Source organism: Chelativorans composti, assembly GCF_039541695.1.
GTDB classification, from domain to species: domain Bacteria; phylum Pseudomonadota; class Alphaproteobacteria; order Rhizobiales; family Rhizobiaceae; genus Chelativorans; species Chelativorans composti.
This window is the reverse complement of the sequence record NZ_BAABGS010000067.1, coordinates 24,929-40,279: the sequence shown is the minus strand read 5'-3', so window position 1 is coordinate 40,279 and position 15,351 is coordinate 24,929. Positions and strand designations below refer to the sequence as shown.

General features: G+C 64.5%; 14 protein-coding genes and 1 pseudogene. 6 read left to right on the top strand and 9 right to left on the bottom strand.

The features are described 5' to 3' along the window. Nucleotides 1-743: 743 nt before the first annotated feature. From ABD906_RS11970 to ABD906_RS11960, 3 genes are read right to left on the bottom strand one after another with little or no spacing between them, the layout of a single operon-like run. Nucleotides 744-2,120, bottom strand: coding sequence for a sensor histidine kinase (locus ABD906_RS11970; RefSeq protein WP_345099636.1), 1,377 nt, complete (start codon nucleotides 2,118-2,120; stop codon nucleotides 744-746). Next, on the bottom strand, nucleotides 2,117-2,785 hold the full coding sequence (locus ABD906_RS11965; protein WP_345099635.1) for a response regulator transcription factor: 669 nt from the start codon (nucleotides 2,783-2,785) through the stop codon (nucleotides 2,117-2,119). Before ABD906_RS11965 ends, ABD906_RS11970 begins: the two co-directional genes overlap by 4 nt. Beyond that, nucleotides 2,785-3,105 (bottom strand): PepSY domain-containing protein, encoded by a 321-nt coding sequence (locus ABD906_RS11960; RefSeq protein WP_345099634.1) that lies wholly within the window; start codon nucleotides 3,103-3,105, stop codon nucleotides 2,785-2,787. The genes ABD906_RS11965 and ABD906_RS11960 overlap by 1 nt, the downstream gene beginning before the upstream one ends. A gap of 130 nt (nucleotides 3,106-3,235) precedes the next feature. Between ABD906_RS11960 and ABD906_RS11955 the strand changes: the two genes are divergently transcribed. The 4 genes from ABD906_RS11955 to ABD906_RS11940 all read left to right on the top strand — a co-directional run bounded on the left by ABD906_RS11955 (nucleotide 3,236) and on the right by ABD906_RS11940 (nucleotide 5,833). After that, the gene (locus tag ABD906_RS11955) at nucleotides 3,236-3,529 is read left to right on the top strand and encodes a PepSY domain-containing protein (protein WP_345099633.1); all 294 of its coding nucleotides are present in this window, start codon (nucleotides 3,236-3,238) and stop codon (nucleotides 3,527-3,529) included. A gap of 244 nt (nucleotides 3,530-3,773) precedes the next feature. Continuing rightward, the gene (locus ABD906_RS11950; protein WP_345099632.1) at nucleotides 3,774-4,076 is read left to right on the top strand and encodes a ferric reductase-like transmembrane domain-containing protein; all 303 of its coding nucleotides are present in this window, start codon (nucleotides 3,774-3,776) and stop codon (nucleotides 4,074-4,076) included. Nucleotides 4,077-4,151: 75 nt separating this feature from the next. After that, entirely contained in the window at nucleotides 4,152-5,141 is a 990-nt protein-coding gene (locus ABD906_RS11945) for a ferredoxin reductase family protein (protein ID WP_345099631.1), read from the top strand. A gap of 395 nt (nucleotides 5,142-5,536) precedes the next feature. Beyond that, nucleotides 5,537-5,833 (top strand): PepSY domain-containing protein, encoded by a 297-nt coding sequence (locus ABD906_RS11940; RefSeq protein WP_345099630.1) that lies wholly within the window; start codon nucleotides 5,537-5,539, stop codon nucleotides 5,831-5,833. A 605-nt stretch (nucleotides 5,834-6,438) separates the two neighbouring features. Here the strand turns inward: ABD906_RS11940 and ABD906_RS16120 are convergent. Beyond that, nucleotides 6,439-6,606, bottom strand: coding sequence for a hypothetical protein (locus ABD906_RS16120; RefSeq protein ID WP_378188044.1), 168 nt, complete (start codon nucleotides 6,604-6,606; stop codon nucleotides 6,439-6,441). Between the two features lie 174 nt (nucleotides 6,607-6,780). Here ABD906_RS16120 and ABD906_RS16115 point away from each other — a divergent pair, with 174 nt between their 5' ends. Next, entirely contained in the window at nucleotides 6,781-6,882 is a 102-nt protein-coding gene (locus ABD906_RS16115) for a BA14K family protein (protein WP_378188042.1), read from the top strand. A 277-nt stretch (nucleotides 6,883-7,159) separates the two neighbouring features. On the opposite strand, the pseudogene ABD906_RS11930 reads toward ABD906_RS16115, so the two are convergent. From ABD906_RS11930 to ABD906_RS11915, 4 genes and pseudogenes are all read right to left on the bottom strand, one after another. Next, nucleotides 7,160-7,609 (bottom strand): annotated as a pseudogene (locus tag ABD906_RS11930) (O-antigen ligase family protein); the annotation flags it as partial. A gap of 562 nt (nucleotides 7,610-8,171) precedes the next feature. Further along, a complete protein-coding gene (locus ABD906_RS11925) occupies nucleotides 8,172-9,707 on the bottom strand; it encodes an undecaprenyl-phosphate glucose phosphotransferase (protein ID WP_345099628.1) in 1,536 nt (511 codons plus the stop codon). A gap of 85 nt (nucleotides 9,708-9,792) precedes the next feature. After that, entirely contained in the window at nucleotides 9,793-10,911 is a 1,119-nt protein-coding gene (locus ABD906_RS11920; RefSeq protein ID WP_345099627.1) for a glycosyltransferase family 4 protein, read from the bottom strand. Between the two features lie 223 nt (nucleotides 10,912-11,134). Further along, nucleotides 11,135-11,698, bottom strand: a complete 564-nt coding sequence (locus tag ABD906_RS11915) for a polysaccharide biosynthesis/export family protein (RefSeq protein WP_345099626.1) — start codon at nucleotides 11,696-11,698, stop codon at nucleotides 11,135-11,137. Between the two features lie 257 nt (nucleotides 11,699-11,955). On the opposite strand from ABD906_RS11915, the gene ABD906_RS11910 reads away from it, so the two are divergent. Further along, entirely contained in the window at nucleotides 11,956-14,055 is a 2,100-nt protein-coding gene (locus tag ABD906_RS11910; protein ID WP_345099625.1) for a GumC family protein, read from the top strand. A gap of 80 nt (nucleotides 14,056-14,135) precedes the next feature. Here the strand turns inward: ABD906_RS11910 and ABD906_RS11905 are convergent, their stop codons facing one another. Continuing rightward, nucleotides 14,136-15,329: a GNAT family N-acetyltransferase gene (locus tag ABD906_RS11905; protein ID WP_345099624.1), complete on the bottom strand. Its 1,194-nt coding sequence runs from the start codon at nucleotides 15,327-15,329 to the stop codon at nucleotides 14,136-14,138. Between the last annotated feature and the right edge of the window lie 22 nt (nucleotides 15,330-15,351).

Here is a 15,351-nt window from a genome sequence, read left to right as displayed (position 1 = left end):
GACAGCACTTCTATCTTAGGTATGTGACTGGTCATAATGGGCACATTACTCCTAACACTTAACAAGTGGGAGATCGTGTCCGGGGATTTATGGGGCCACTACACTTTTCGGCATCACGTCCACCGGCCTGGGCGCTTCGGACTGGACGCCGCAGATCGCCCAGCTCAAGGGGCAACGTGATGCCATTGGCAAGGCGCTGCGCCACAAAGATTGCGGTATCGCGCAGGCGCCGATAGACAGCTCTCAGGAGGCCATTCTCCGCTGGAGCAGGCGCGCCAGGACGGAAGACTCGAACGCGTGAATGACCCCGGGCGGCTCCGGCACGGGTGGGATCCGTTGTCCTGCCGGAACCGCCGGTGCGCCAAACGGTCGTGGCGGCTCTGCGTCTCCGTCAAATGCCTGACTGCTGAGGGTTGGCAACAGGCTTTCGGCCAGGCGGAGGGGAGGGGGGCGCCGGCTGGCAGGGCGCGAGGGTGGAGTGTTGCTGTCCGCACGCTCGCCGCTCCGGGCTGCCATCCGTGCTGCGGGGCGGCACCGAAAACGAAACGGGCAGGAAACGGTCTGCATGGCTGCCAACGCTGGGCCGCGCTGCCATGGACGGTGCCGCGCCGCGGCCGTCAGCGCCGCGGCGTCTTCGGAACGGACTAGAGCAGATCAGGAAAAGTGGAAACCTTCTCCGTCCGGAACCGTGACAAATCAATTACTTGGAGCAGTTCAGGGTTTTCGTGAAAATCTGAATTGCCCTAGTGCTTCCGCGGGTCGCCGGGGGGCATCGGCAGGCGGACTTCCGCGAGCAGCCCGCCGAGCTGGGAGCGGTGCAGGGAGATCGTGCCGCCATGGGCTTCGAGAAGGTCGTTCACGATCGCCAGTCCAAGGCCGCTTCCTGGTGAGGATTCGTCCAGGCGTCCGCCGCGCGCCAGCACCGTGCTGGTCTGGTTTTCGGGCACGCCGGGACCATCGTCCTCCACCTGGAGGATGACGATGTTTCCCTGCTGCTTCCCTGTGATCCGGACGGTGTTGGCCGCCCATTTCGCGGCGTTTTCCGCAAGATTGCCGAGGATCTCGAGCAGGTCGTGCTCGTCCACGCGGACGCCGAGCCCGTCACTCACCTCGACCTGCCAGGAAAGGTTCCGTCCGCGCGGGGAGCGCTGCAGGACGCTGATGACCCGGTCGACCACGGGGCGGATCGGTTGCACCGGCGCGGCGAGCGCGCGCACACCAGTCCTGGCACGCACCAGTTCGCGCTCCAGATGCCGCCGCATGGACGCGGTGATGCATTCGATCTCGCCCGCCAGTTTGAATTCACCGCGTGCCCGCAGCTCCTTGGCATCGGCCGCCAGCACGGTCAGCGGCGTCTTGAGGCCATGGGCGAGATCCGCAGCGCGGGTGCGGGCCCGGGCGATGGCCCGTTCCTGTTCGTCGAGCAGGTGGTCCACCTCTGCGGCCAGCGGCAGCACCTCGTCCGGAAAGACGGAACCGAGCCGCGTCGCCTCGCCGGAGCGGATCTGCGCCAGGCGCTGGCGCACCGTGTCGAGCGGGCGCAGGCCGATGCTCACCTGTATCCAGGCGGCGATGATCAGCACGGCCGCGAGCAGGACGAGGGAAGGGAAGAGGTCAGCGGCGAAGGCGCGGCCCGCCGCATGGATCTCCTGGCGGTCCACGGCCACGACCGCGCGCACCGCACCGTTCCCGAGACTGGGCGGCAGGTTGATCCGCCGCTCCACCGCCAGCAGTGACGCGCCGTCCGGTCCGGTGAGCTCGTGTTCATGGACCTCGAAGGCCGAGGGGCTGTCGGGCGGCAGCTCGAGCGTGGAATCCCAGAGCGATCGCGACCGCAGAACCGTGTCCGTTTCCTCCTCGGAAACCTGCCAGTAGAGGCCGCTCAGCGGTTGCTGAAAGAGCGGTTCGGCGGGGGGCGCGCCGACATCCAGTGACCCGTCCTCGTCACGGGTGAGTTCGCTCACCACCTGGTTGAGATAGGAGTTGAGCTCGGCCACCATGCGCCGTTCCACATGGCGCTCGAACAGCATGAGCAGCCCCGCGCCCGCGAGCGCGAGGGCAACCACAATGGATGCCGCGCCTGCCGCGAGCAGACGCAGTCGAAGCGAGCCCTGGCTCATGCTGCCCCGGTCTCCGGAACCAGGTAGCCGAAGCCGCGGCGGGTCTCGATCAGGTTGACGCCGAGCTTGCGGCGCAGGCGCCCGATCAGCACCTCCAGGGCATTGAGGTCGCGGTCATAGTCGTGCGCGTAAAGGTGCTTCATCAGTTCCGCCGGCGGAATGACCCTGCCCGCATGGTGCATGAGGTAGCTCAGGCAGCGGTACTCGAGTGGTGAAAGATTGACGGGCATGTCGTTCACTGTCACCCGCATGGTGCGGGTGTCAAGCGTCACCGGGCCGCAGACGAAGACCGGCACGCTTCGCCCGGCCGAGCGTCGCAGCAGGGCGCGCACCCGGGCAAGCAGCTCCTCCATGGCGAATGGCTTGGCGAGATAGTCGTCGGCCCCTGCGTCGATTCCCTCGACCCGCTCAGCCCAGGCCCCGCGGGCCGTGAGGATCAGCACCGGAAAATCGCGGCCGTTGCCCCGCCATTTGCGAAGCACGGCAAGCCCGTCCATCTTCGGCAGGCCCAGATCGAGGATGGCAAGATCGTAGTCCTCGGTATCGCCGCGGAACCAGGCTTCCTCGCCATCGTCCACGCGGTCGACGGCATAGCCTGCATCCTCCAGCACCGCCGACACTTTCTCGGCGACGCGGGGATCGTCTTCGACAAGAAGAATGCGCATCAGTCGTCATCCTCGCGCTTGAGGATCCTTGCCGTGGCGGCGTCGACATAGACTTCCCAGAGCTGGCCGGAACGGTCGATCACGCGGAACTCGTAGATCCAGCGACCGCGTTTGCGCTTGAAGAACACGCCGACGACCTCGCCCCCAAGATCATTGCGTACTTTCAGGAGAATGTCGGCAAGCGGCAGCGCCTCGCCCTTTTCGACCGCCTCGCGGGCACGCTCGAAATCGCGGTCCCGATGATGGGCCGTGACCGTTGCCGGCACGAGGGCCGCGCCGAGGCTGAGGAAGAGGAACGTGCGACGGGTTTTCTTGCTCATGCCGGGGAAATACGCCTTTGAACCTGACAAAACGCTGACATGAATCAACAGCGAGGCGAAAGCCCCGTGCCACTAATAGTGCCGTCATCGGTCCGGGCACCCCGCCCGGAAACAACAACAGGAGATCGAAATGCGTACGATCGCGATGACACTGGCTCTTCTCATGGCCGGGGCTGCCGTTCCCGCTCTGGCAGATGATGACTATGCCTGCGAGCGCCCTCCGGTCACGAGCGGCCAGATTGTCACCACTGCCGAGCTGGCAAAGATGCTCGAGGATCAGGGCTACCGTGTCCAGGAGATCGAGGTCAAGGGCGGCTGCTACGAGGTAAAGGCGGTGAACGAGAGCGGCAACCCGATCAAGGCCTACTATGACCAGGCCACGGGCGAGCTCCTCTGGGCACGTCTGACCCGCGCCAGGAAGTAAGCACGGCGGCGGTGCTGCCAAGCCTGACATGAGCCTTCTGCCGCCCGAACCCTGGCAGGCAAGGTATCAGGTTTGCAATCCCCAAGCGCGCGCGGCAAGTCGGGCCTGCTGGTCCGGGAAACGGGTCGCGAAACACGCGGCCCGCCCCGCCGCCGCGACGGGTAGGCGGGACAGGCAGCAGGCAGGCCGCCTGATCATTATCCACGACAGGAAAAGCAGCTGGATAGCCGAGGGAGAGCCCGACATGGGCCATATCAAGATTGCTTTATGGGGCTCGCTTGCCCTTCTGACGGGCCTGTGGCTCCTGACCGACGCGAGCGTGTGGCAGGCCGCAGGCTTCTTTCCGTTGCGTGATCCCATGGTGCAGCTCACGGGCGTTCTCGCCATGGGCTGCATGAGCATTGCCATGGTGCTGGCCCTGCGTCCGCGCTGGCCCGAGCAATGGCTGGGCGGCCTAGACAAAATGTACCGCCTTCACAAGTGGCTTGGCATCGGCGGCCTCGTGCTCTCGGTCACGCACTGGCTTTGGTCGCAGGGGCCGAAGTGAGCGGTTGGCCTGGGGCTTCTGGAGCGTCCCCAGCGCGGCCCGCGCGGCGCCGGCTCCTCCGTCGAGCTGGGTACCGTGGAGCAGTTCCTGCGCTCCATGCGCGGTACGGCCGAAGGCCTTGGCGAGTGGGCCTTCTACGCCTTCGTTCTGCTCGTCATCGTGGCGCTGGTCCGCATCATTCCCTACCGGATCTTCCACAAGACTCACCGCGTGATCGCGGCCATTTATCTGGTGCTCATCTTCCACACGGTCGTTCTCTACAAGTTCTCCGCCTGGGCCACACCGCTGGGCCTGGTCATGGCGTTGCTCCTTGCCGCCGGCACGGTTGCGGCGATCATGTCCCTCTTCGGCCTCATCGGCGCCAGCCGCAAGGCGGAAGGCCGTATCTCGCGCCTTCACTATTATCCCTCCCTGCGCGTGCTCGAGGGTGATGTCGATATTCCGCAGGGCTGGCCCGGTCACAAGGCTGGTCAGTTTGCCTTCGTGAGCGGCGAGGCCGCCAATGAGGCGCATCCCTTCACCATTGCTTCGGACTGGCACCCGGAGGAGCACAAGCTCACATTCATCACCAAGGAACTGGGGGATTTCACCAGCACGCTGCGCGACCGGCTTGCGGTCGGCCAGCGCGTGACGGTCGAGGGGCCCTACGGCTGCTTCACCTTCGAGGATGACCGGCCGGCCCAGATCTGGGTCGGCGGGGGCATCGGCATGACGCCGTTCATCGCCGCCATGCGCCAGATCGCCCGCGCCCGCGAGCAGGATCCGCAGAAGAACTGGCACAAGGACGTTTTCCTCTTCTACGCCACCGGCACATGGTGCGATGAGGCGATAGGCAAGATCGAGGCGCTGGCAAGGTCCGCGGGCATCCGCCTGCACGTCCACTACGACAAGCGCGACGGCCTGCTGACTGGTGAGCGCATCCGCGAGAAGGTGCCGGGCTGGCGCGACGCGAGCATCTGGTTCTGCGGGCCCGTCGGCTTCGGCAAGGCGCTCCGCCAGGACTTCGCCCGCTACGGATTCGACGTCAGGAAGCGCTTCCATCAGGAGCTCTTCGAGATGCGCTGAGCGTTGGCGGAAGACGATAGCTTCAGGGGCTCGGGCCAGTCTCAAGCCCCTGGTTGTTGTCACCGGGTCTAGCCGCAGCGGCTAGCCGCAAGGCTGCGCCGTAACAGCCCCGATAAAGATGTTGGTAACCCTCTGTGGAGCAGGGCGGCCATGCCGCCCAGTCCGTCCGGAAACGTCGGCGGTCCGGGAAACTCGCAGTAATAACTCCAGTATAACTCAGGTCCTATTCTGTCCGCACTTCGTAAATCTACTGCGTAGATTTCCTGCGACAGAATTTTCTGCAGTGCAGCATAGCTGGCGTGACATGGATCAAATCGGCGGGACGGGGCTGCGATAAATTTTTGGACATGGATCCAGACAGGGCCCTCGTTCGGATCAGAGCAAGGAGACTGAAAATGCGCACGATCAAGATGACACTGGCTCTGGCTATGGCTGGCTTTGCATTTCCGGCTCTGGCGGGGGATTTCAACTGCTACTGCGAGCCCGCCGTTGACGGCAACTTCGTCGCCACGAGCGTGGTGAGCAAGACGCTGGAGGATCTCGGCTACCGTGTCGACCGCATCGAGGCGGAGGACGGTTACTACGAGGTTCAGGCGGTAAACGAAAGCGGCTGGCCGATCAAGGCGGTGTTCGATCAGGCCACCGGCGAAATGCTCTGGGCGAAGCTGCGCGGCACGCACATCGGCTACTAGTCGATTACTGGTCGGCTGAGAGCTGCCGGGCCGGGGCTGGAGGAATGGCATGCTGAGGCGGGCTGATGCGGGCACGGGCAGGGTGTGTGAGATGGTCTTCATGCGGAGGCATGGCAGGCAGGAGGTTCGGGCCGTTCCGGTTCTGACAGGGAGCTGAAATGGTCCGGCGCGGGAGGGGGGCATGGGCCGTACAGGTGGAGCAGGGCAGACCTGTACGGCCCCAATTTGTTCAAGTTGTTTCAGTGTAATTGCGCGGAAAAGAAGGGACCGGCGCACCTTCGGGTGACTGAGCCGCGATACTAACTCTTGCTGTTCCCGTACTTCCGGACGCCGGAGAAGGCGATCCGCACCCGTCCCAGATTGAAAGTCGTTTATTGTCGTGTGCGGTAGCGGTCCTGCGCCCGACTTGTCGAAGCTGCTGTAGATTGGCGGTGGGATGCGTCCCATCGCTTGCCCCGTGCGATTGGGGTGACCGTATCTGATGTTCGCGCGTGATTGTTATGGGGAACAACCGTTGTGCGGCGGCGTTGACCGTCTGACGCAGTGCGAACAGTTCTTGTTCGCCGGCTGAACGAGCCAGGGAGAGATACATGAAACGGATACTGTCAGCGGTGCTTGCAGGCGCCATGGTGGTGAGCGGTGCGGCCCTTGGAAGCGCGGCAATGGCCTTTCCGGCGGGCACGGCGAAGGCCGAGCTGGGCTCCGGCCTGATCGACGTCCAGCATCGCCGCGGCTATTACAGGCATGGCCCTCATGTCTACTATAACGGCCATCGCGGTTCTTTCCGCCCCCGTCCGGGGTGGCGGCGTTACAACGATGCCTGGTTCCCGCCGGCGGCTTTCATCGCTGGCGCGATCATTGGCGGTGCGATTGCCCGTGAGCTGGCTCCGCCGCCACCTCCGCCGGTCTATCGAGGTGGTCCGGCAGCAGGCTTGCCGCCCGCCCACGTGCAGTGGTGCGCGCAGCGCTATCGCTCCTATCGGGCGTACGACAATACATTCCAGCCGTATAACGGACCCCGGCGTCCGTGCCGCTCGCCGTACTTCTGACGGTGATGGCGGAGGCGGCCTTGGCCCCGTGCGGGCTTGAGGCCGCCGATCCGGCCACGGCACGTTGATAGCGCTGCTCCAGCGCCATCAGCCCCCAGATGACACCCAGGATCAGATAGAAATGCCGCCAGTGGTCTGTGTCGATGATCGATCCCAGCGCCACGTGTCCGATGAAGGCGGCGAACACACAGGCGAGATACGGCTGGCACGGCCGGTGGCGGAACAGGATCTTGAGGCTTCCCGCGATCGTGAGCACGGTGAGCGTGAAATAGGCGGCGAACCCGAGCCACGAGTAGTCCAGCAGCGTTTTCAGCCAGATATTGTGCGTGTCCTCGCCGAACATCGGACCGAACACCAGCGGACCGATGCCGAACGGCCGTTCCATGGCCAGCTCGAAGCCGAGAATGAAGCGGGCGAAGCGGCCCATGCGCGCTCCGTCATAGTCCTGCACCAGCCGCGCGCGTTCCTCGAGCAGCGCGGCGATGGCCGGGATCTGCAGCGCGATCAGGATGCCGATGGCCAGTACCGTCGCGCCGGCGATGCACATCAGCAGGATGCGCATCCGGATCAGGCCGCTCCGGTTGTAGATGAATTGGGTGGCCGTCAGGATGGCGGCTGAGAACAGGAACAGGCCCCACGCGCCGCGCGAGAACGACAGGAAAATGCCGAACAGGATGAAAAGCAGGGGAGGGACGGCCGTGAGTGCCTCCCTCGGCGTGCCCGTCATGATCCGCTGCAGCAGGTAGAGGCTCGGCACCAACAGGAACGGCCCGAACACGTTGGGATCCTCGAAGCCGCCTGCCGCGCGTCCATAGCGCGTGAACGCCTCCGCGCTGGGCAGCGCGTGGAAGTATCCCAGCACGCCGAGCGTTGCCGTTCCCACGGCCGTGAACGTCCATGCCCGGAAAATGACCGGCAGGAGCGACGGATGCGCCTCGATGACCGCCGCGAAGAAGATCGAGGTGAAGGCGAGGAACAGCGAGACGGCGATGTAGGTCGGCGCGGTTCCCAGGTCGTCCATCTGGGTCATGGCGAGGAGCCCGCCCACGTTGAACAGCACCAGCAGCGCGATGAGCGGCGCGATGTGCCGCGAGAGCCGGAGCCCGAAAAGGGCCCACACGGGAATGAGCACGACCAGAAAGAGTTCGTAGGGAGCCGGCTCGTGCAACACGAAGCCGGAGAGCAGAACGGCAAGCGCGATCGATCCCGTTCGCAGAAGCTCGACAAGGCGGGCGTTGACCGCCCGCCTGAATGCTGCCTTTTCCGCCCCCGCCCCGACCGCCATGTCTTCAGTATGCGTTCTTGCTGAGCAGGCGGAACGGCGTGAGCAGGAGGATCTTGAGGTCGAACAGCAGCGACCAGTTCTCGATGTAGTAGAGGTCGAACTCGACGCGCTTCTGGATCTTCTCCTCGCTGTCGGTCTCGCCGCGCCAGCCATTGATCTGCGCCCAGCCGGTCACGCCCGGCTTCACGCGGTGGCGCGCGAAATAGCCGTCCACCACCTCGTTGTAGAGCTGGTTGTTGGCCTTGGCCGAGAGCGCATGCGGACGGGGCCCGACCATCGAGAGTGTTCCGCCCAGGACGTTGAAGAACTGCGGCAGCTCGTCGATGGAGGACTTGCGGATGAAGCGTCCCACGCGCGTCACGCGCGGATCGTCCTTGGTGACCAGCTTGCGCGCCGCCGGGTCGCACTGGTCAGTGTACATCGAGCGGAACTTCCAGACCTCGATGATCTCATTGTTGAAGCCATAGCGCTTCTGCTTGAAGATCACCGGGCCGGGGCTGTCCAGCTTGATGGCGATGGCCGTGATCAGCATGACCGGCGAGAAGACAATGATGCCGAGCAGGCTGAACACGATGTCGAACGCGCGCTTCGCCACGCGGTCCCAATCGCTGATGGGCCGGTCGAACACGTCCAGCATCGGCACGTCGCCGATGTAGGAATAGGTTCGCGGGCGGAACCTCAGGTGGTTGGTGTGCGCGGAAAGGCGGATGTCGATCGGCAGCACCCACAGCTTGCGCAGCATCTGCAGCACGCGCGCTTCCGCCGTGATGGGCAGCGTCACGATCAGCATGTCGATGCGCGCCACGCGGGCGAACTCGATCAGCTCGTCGGTGTTGCCCAGCTTCGGGTAGCCCGCCACCACTCGCGGCGAACGAACGTCGTCGCGGTCGTCGAAGATGCCGCAGATGCGGATGTCATTGTACGGGTGCGCCTCGATCTGCCGGATGAGCGACTCGGCCGGCGCGCCACCTCCCACGATGACTGCCCGGCGCTCCATGCGTCCGTTGCGGGCCCACCGGCGGGTAAGGTGGGCGACGATCGCGCGCAGCACCATCATCACGACGAAACCCGCGACGAACCAGGAGGCAAGCCACACGCGCGAGAACTCGGAGGAGATCTTCAGGAAGAACAGCGCAACCGTGATAAACGCGAACGTGCCTGCCCACACCAGGAAGATCCGTCCGATGTTCGGCAGCGGATTGCGCAGGGCGGGCATCTCGTAACAGCGGGCCATGCCCAGCGCGATGACCGTTAGCAGTGACGAACCCGCGATCGCGAACAGATATCCTGGTGCCGTTTCCGGCTCATACCCCACATGCACGAGGTAAATGCCGAGGCCGCAAACCGCCAGAAGAACCATTTCGACAATCCTCACGGCACCGGCAACCAGCACCGCTGACAGGGTGTCGGTCCTGAACTGCCTGGCAACTTCCAGCGCCAGCGGGTTCAGGCCCTTCGCGGCAGTGTCCGGGCTGGAAGAGGACGCCTTCGACGCCTCAACCGCCTTGGTGAACTCGGTGTTCGGATTGATCGTATTCATGGGGCATAACCAGTTGCTATGCTTACTATAACACCGCGTAACCGATAAGTCTGCGCGGCGCTGCACTTGGGGTTAATGCTTTCCCTCATGGGGAGAGGCATTCCTGGTATATGCGCGAAATGTTCCGGGCCATCGCCCCGAGGCTAAACCGTGCGACAAGCGCTTCCCTCCCAGGCATGAGCTTCCTCCATGCGCTTTCGTCCGCGAGCGCCTGCTCCATTGCCGCAACGAGGGAGTCTGCGCTGGGCATGCACAGGGCAGGCGATGATGGGCCAAAGATTTCGGGAATGCCGCCGACCTTCGTCGCGATCAGGGACTTTCCGGCGGCAAGGGCTTCCAGCACGATATACGGCATGGATTCAGCCCGTGATGGGACGACCATCAGGCGTCCCAGCCGGAACGCCTCACGCGCCGACATCGCTGGAAGGAACTGCACGCGCTCGCCAAACTCGAGACTTTCGGCAAGCTGCCGGTACCTGGGCAGATCCGCGCCGTCACCGACCAGAGTCGCCGTGAGCGCGCGCCCCGTCTTGTCCTCCACGCTCTTCAGCGCGAGTAGAAACAGGTCCGGCCCCTTGAGATCCCGCATCGTGCCGACGAACAGGAAATCGCTGGCGCCGTCAGCCGGCTCGACCGGCTCGAACTCTTCCTCGCGCAGACCGTTGTAAACCACCGTGGATGGACAGCGTGGCACGCCGACCTTGTCCTCATAGGTCCGCCGCTCATAGTCGGAGACGAACACCAGGTGATCGGTCAGCCGCTCCAGCATGCGCTCGATGCCGAAGTAAACGCGACCGGCGGCAGATTTCGGATCGTAATGGAGGGAGCCGCCATGCGGCGAGTACAGGCGGGCGACGGACTGCCCGCCCGCGCGCATCAGCGTGCCGAAGGTTCTGGAATAGAAACCGCCCTTGGCTCCGTGCCCGTGCAGGATGTCGGGCCGCATCCGCTTGAGCGCCTTGAGCGTCCGCCGGGAGGCGGTGATGTCTCCCGGACCGATGTGCCTTTGCATCGGCGTCCGGATCAGCCCGAGCGCCAGTTTGGGTGCGATTTCCGCAATGAGACGGTCCTCATGCGGTCCGCCGGTGTTCGAATCACAGACGATCCCGAGATCGTGGCCTTCGGCGATCTGCGCTTCGCACAGGTCCCGGACATGGCGGAATACGCCACCCACCGGGGCCCTGAAACAGTGAACGATACGCACGTCCCTCTGCGCCCCATACCCCGCCTGCCAGGCTGACCTGACAGGCTCCCCATTTGCCCCTGGCTTCCTGAGCGGCGTTTCGCCGGCTCAGGAAACCGCTGGCTCTGCATTAGGCTCTGATTATGGCGCAGGCAAGGATTATCGTTGCGGCATCGGCGCGCGGAAGCCGGGGCAGGGGCGTTCTGCCCCCGTCTAGGCGCGGATCAGGCGTTCGCCCGGGCGGTCAGAACAAACGCTCGCGAACGTACAGTGTATCGCCCGGCAGCACCGGATCGGACGTCGGCACCCGACCCGTGATGACCTTGCCGTTGATCTGTCGCGTGATGTCCACCGATTCCTGATTCGCCCTTGGGGTGTAGCCGCCGGCCACTGCCACGGCCTTCTGCACGGTCATCGAGGGGACGTAGGAGTACTGACCCGGCGCGCCGACCTCACCCATGATGAAGATCGGCCGGTACTGATCGACCTCGGCGCTGACATCCGGATTGCGCAGGTAACCCTGGCGAAGCTTGTCCGCCAGCCGCTTTTCCAATTCCTTCACCGTGGCGCCCCGCGCCGGCACTGCCCCCACCAGCGGGAAGTTGATGTAACCCGCCTGGTCGACGCTGTACGTGTTCGTAAGTTCCGGCTGGTCGTAAACGATCACGCGGATCTTGTCGCCCGAATCAAGCACATAGGGCTGGTTCAACGTCGCGTGGAAAGCGGGGGGAGGCGTGCGATAGCCGGTGCACCCCGCGGCAGCGATGGCGAGAACGATGGCAACCAGACTGGAAAAGGGCTTCTTCATCAGCACTTGAACAATTCATTCTGGATGACGGCCAGACCTGTTGTCTTCTTATCCAGCCATTAGGGTTAATGCCGGGTTAAGTCTCAGCTTATTGCGGTCATACAAGTGACAAGATTAACCCGCTGGTTACCACAGAAATTTACTCTGGATTTGCAACCGCATTCTGTGGTTTGGGACTGGGCGCGGGTTGGGCTCTGTCCTGGCGTTATGGAGAATGGTCCGTTCAGGCTGCCGGGTGGTAGTTGGTGGAGTGGGTGATGGGGAATAACGTAGGGGCCGGCGATGTGGACATTGATATCGGCCACCTTGTGAGGAGCATCGCGCGCAAGTGGTGGCTGGTATTGGGAGTGTCTCTGGCCGCCGGTGCGGGTGCCTATGTCTGGGCGACCACGGCAACGCCGCTCTATCGTGCCGAAACCCGCCTCCTGATCGAGCCGCGCGAATCCGTGTTTACGCGGCCCGCCGACAATGTCGACACCAGCCTGGATAGCGAAGGTGTTTCGAGCCAGGTGGAAGTCATTTCCTCCTCGCAGCTTCTGCAGGAGGTCGCCCGGGAGCTTGATCTCGCGTCCCTTGAAGAGTTTTCGGCCAAGCCGTCAGCTCTGCAGCGTCTTCTGGTCCGCCTCGGACTGGCGCGTGATCCGGGCGAGATTCCGACCGAGGAGGTCGTCCTGATGAGCCTGCGCGAAAAGCTCGACGTGTATCGCGTCGAGAATTCGCGCGTCATCGTCATCAGCTTCTCGTCCGCGGACCCCGATCTGGCCGCCCGGGTGCCGAATGCCATCGCCGACGCCTATGTCGCCAGCCAGCGCGCCGCCAAGATGGAGTCCAACGAGAGCGCCACGGACTGGCTCGCCCCGGAGATCGAGGATCTGCGCGAGCGCGTCAGGCAGGCGGAAAGCAAGGTCGCCGAATTCCGCGCCAGGTCCAATCTCTTGCTTGGTCAGAACAACACGGTTCTGGCCACGCAGGAGCTTTCGGAACTGACGAGCGAACTGTCCCGCGTGCGCGCCGCGCGTTCGGCGGCCGAGGCGAGAGCGCGGGCAGTCCGGCTTGCCGTTCAGAACGGCGCCGCCGTCGAAACCCTGCCGGAGGTTCAGGCCTCGCAGCTAGTGCAGCGGCTGCGCGAGCGCCAGGTCGAGCTGCGCGCCCAGATCGCCGAACTTTCCACCACGCTGATGAGCACCCATCCCCGCGTTCAGGCGCTGCAGTCGCAGCTTGCCGACCTGAATGCGGAGATCAATGCGGAGGCTCGCCGGATCCTTGCCGCCCTCGATGCCGAGGCCGAAGCGGCCCGCGAGCGCGAGGAGGAACTTGCCGCCCGGCTCGAACAGCTGAAGCAGGAGGTGGCGAAGGCCGAGGGAGCCCAGGTGGAGCTGCGCGCCCTCGAACGGGAGGCTACCTCGGAACGGGAGCTTCTCGAATCCTATCTCACCCGCTTTCGCGAGGCGGCCGCGCGCCTGGACCGCAATTATCTGCCGGTGGATGCCCGCATTTTCTCCCGCGCCACACCGCCGGCCTTGCCCTACTATCCGAAGCCGGTTCCGATGATCCTTGCCGCGGTAGTCGGCACGATGCTGCTCATGGCGGTGCTGATCCTGTTGCGCGAGCTTTTCAGCGGCCGTGCCTTCCGGCCGGCTTCCACCGCGCTGCCCATGCCGGCGCCGGTGCAGGTGCCGGAAGCGCGGAAGCTTGAGCCCGAACGGCCCGAGCCGAAGGCCATTGCCGGCGCGGTGGATGAGGACGCTTCCGCCGTCGCGCCGAAGGATCTCGACGTGAAGGGCGCGGCCCTGACGCTGATGGTGGACCATGTCGAGCGCGTGATCGTTCTGTCGCCCGAGGGGGATGCCGCATCCGTGGTGTCCGTCGGGCTCGCCCGCGAGCTTGCCGACCGCGGCCTGCGTGTCGTCCTGCTCGACCTGACGCTCTCGGGCGCCGCCACGCAGCCCATGCTGGAGACGCTCGCCCACAAGGGCATCACCGACCTCCTGACCTCGGAAGCCCAGTTCTCGGAAGCGATCCATTCGGATCTCCACTCCAGCTGCCACATCGTTCCGGTCGGCACTGCCGATCCGAGCTGTTCGACCGAGCACATCGAGCGCCTGCCCATCATTCTGGGCTCGCTGTCGGCCGCCTATGACGTGGTGGTGATCGAGTGCGGCCAGACGAGTGTGAAGAGCACCGCCAAGCTCGCCGAAGGAAAGGCGGCCGTCGTCATTGGCGTCGTCGACCGTCACGATCCGGCCGTAACGGGCATTTTCTCGGAGCTGGAGCAGGAGGGGATGAAGGCGATGGTCGTTTATTCGTCCATCGAATTCGACCGGTCCGCCGTGCCGACGGATCTCGACGCCGCCTGACTGTCTCCGGGACCGCTCCCTGTTACTCCCTCCGACCTGCCAGCCGCCGGCTGGGCAGCCCGGAGAGAGCCCGAAAAGGCTCAGCGTTTCCTGAACTGCGCCAGCGCCGCGACGCCCTTGCGTGCGCGCTTCACGAAGCCGCTGAGCAACGGGCTGCGCTTGATGAAGCGCTTTAGATACTCCACGCACATCACGGCCAGGACGTACATCTTGCCGCGGAACGTCAGTCCGAAATAGGAGTCGAACTCCTCGCGGGTGCGGTCGGTCCATTGGCGCTTGTACGGTTCGTCCCCGATGCCGAAGTCGTAGACGCTTGCGCCGCTCTCGATCGCCTTCTCGATCATTTTATAGGTGAGGAACTCTCCCGGACCCCACTGCGCCAGCTCGTCGTTGCAGTAGGCCAGGAACTCGCAAAGCGGCCCTTCGGACGTGCGACTGTAGGCGTTGATGGCGCGCAGCTTCCCGGCAATCTCCAGCCCGTTGATCTCGAACGAAGGCTCCTCCTGTTCCAGCGCAAGGCGGAACGTGTTGCGCAGGCTGGCCCGGACCTCTTCGGGAGCAAACGAATCGGGGATGCCGCGGAACGCGAGCTGCTCCGCCTTCCACTCGAAGAAATGGTCGAAGAGGCGGTCTACCTCCTCGCGCGTCTGCGCCTGGAAGACCCTGATCTCGCCGAAGGTCTCGAACTTGCGTCTGACCTGCCGGTGGCGGCTCATGCGGTGCTTGCTGCGGATGATGCCGGTCTCGCGGCAGGGCGCGAGGCTCATGGCGAAGGTCAGGTTGGGGCTGATGATGTGCCACAGCTCCCGCAGGGGATTGGCCCGGCCTTCGAGCTGCAGACGCTGCCGTTTCAGGATGATGGCGTCGATGTCCGGCCGCGCCGCGGGGATGTCGTTCAGCACCGCGTGGAGATCGGCCGCATCAAGCGGTACGTCGCCGGACGCCACGAACGTACTGGTCGCGTGCGGACCGCCTGGAAAGGTGGCGATCCGCAGTGGCCCGCGCCGCTCCACTGCAAGCCCGAGCGCCAGCGCCGGCTGCCCGTCCTTCCAGGCGATGGCGATCAGACGTTCGTCGTCTGTCCTGGGACCGAGCCAGCTTTTCACCCAGAGCGGATTCTGCGATCCTGAGTAGAGGGCAGACCGGCAGAACGCGGCATAAGCCTCGATGCCCGCCTGGCCATCCTTGTAGACGACGGTGTAAAACCCGGTCCGGGGATTGTTTTCGTCAAGCTGAAGAGTTTGCGCTTTCGCGCCCGTGAGAAGCTGTTGCACTGGTCCCCCCGACCACTGTCTA

Excerpts from the sequence above, each read along its gene's own strand:
- ABD906_RS16120 (WP_378188044.1), bottom strand. The coding sequence starts at position 6,606 with ATGGCCGTTATAGTAGACATGAGGGCCATGCCTGTAATAGCCGCGGCG.
- ABD906_RS11910 (WP_345099625.1), top strand. The coding sequence starts at position 11,956 with ATGGGGAATAACGTAGGGGCCGGCGATGTGGACATTGATATCGGCCAC.
- ABD906_RS11960 (WP_345099634.1), bottom strand. The coding sequence starts at position 3,105 with ATGAGCAAGAAAACCCGTCGCACGTTCCTCTTCCTCAGCCTCGGCGCG.
- ABD906_RS11955 (WP_345099633.1), top strand. The coding sequence starts at position 3,236 with ATGCGTACGATCGCGATGACACTGGCTCTTCTCATGGCCGGGGCTGCC.
- ABD906_RS11970 (WP_345099636.1), bottom strand. The coding sequence starts at position 2,120 with ATGAGCCAGGGCTCGCTTCGACTGCGTCTGCTCGCGGCAGGCGCGGCA.
- ABD906_RS11915 (WP_345099626.1), bottom strand. The coding sequence starts at position 11,698 with ATGAAGAAGCCCTTTTCCAGTCTGGTTGCCATCGTTCTCGCCATCGCT.
- ABD906_RS11940 (WP_345099630.1), top strand. The coding sequence starts at position 5,537 with ATGCGCACGATCAAGATGACACTGGCTCTGGCTATGGCTGGCTTTGCA.
- ABD906_RS11965 (WP_345099635.1), bottom strand. The coding sequence starts at position 2,785 with ATGCGCATTCTTCTTGTCGAAGACGATCCCCGCGTCGCCGAGAAAGTG.
- ABD906_RS11950 (WP_345099632.1), top strand. The coding sequence starts at position 3,774 with ATGGGCCATATCAAGATTGCTTTATGGGGCTCGCTTGCCCTTCTGACG.
- ABD906_RS11925 (WP_345099628.1), bottom strand. The coding sequence starts at position 9,707 with ATGAATACGATCAATCCGAACACCGAGTTCACCAAGGCGGTTGAGGCG.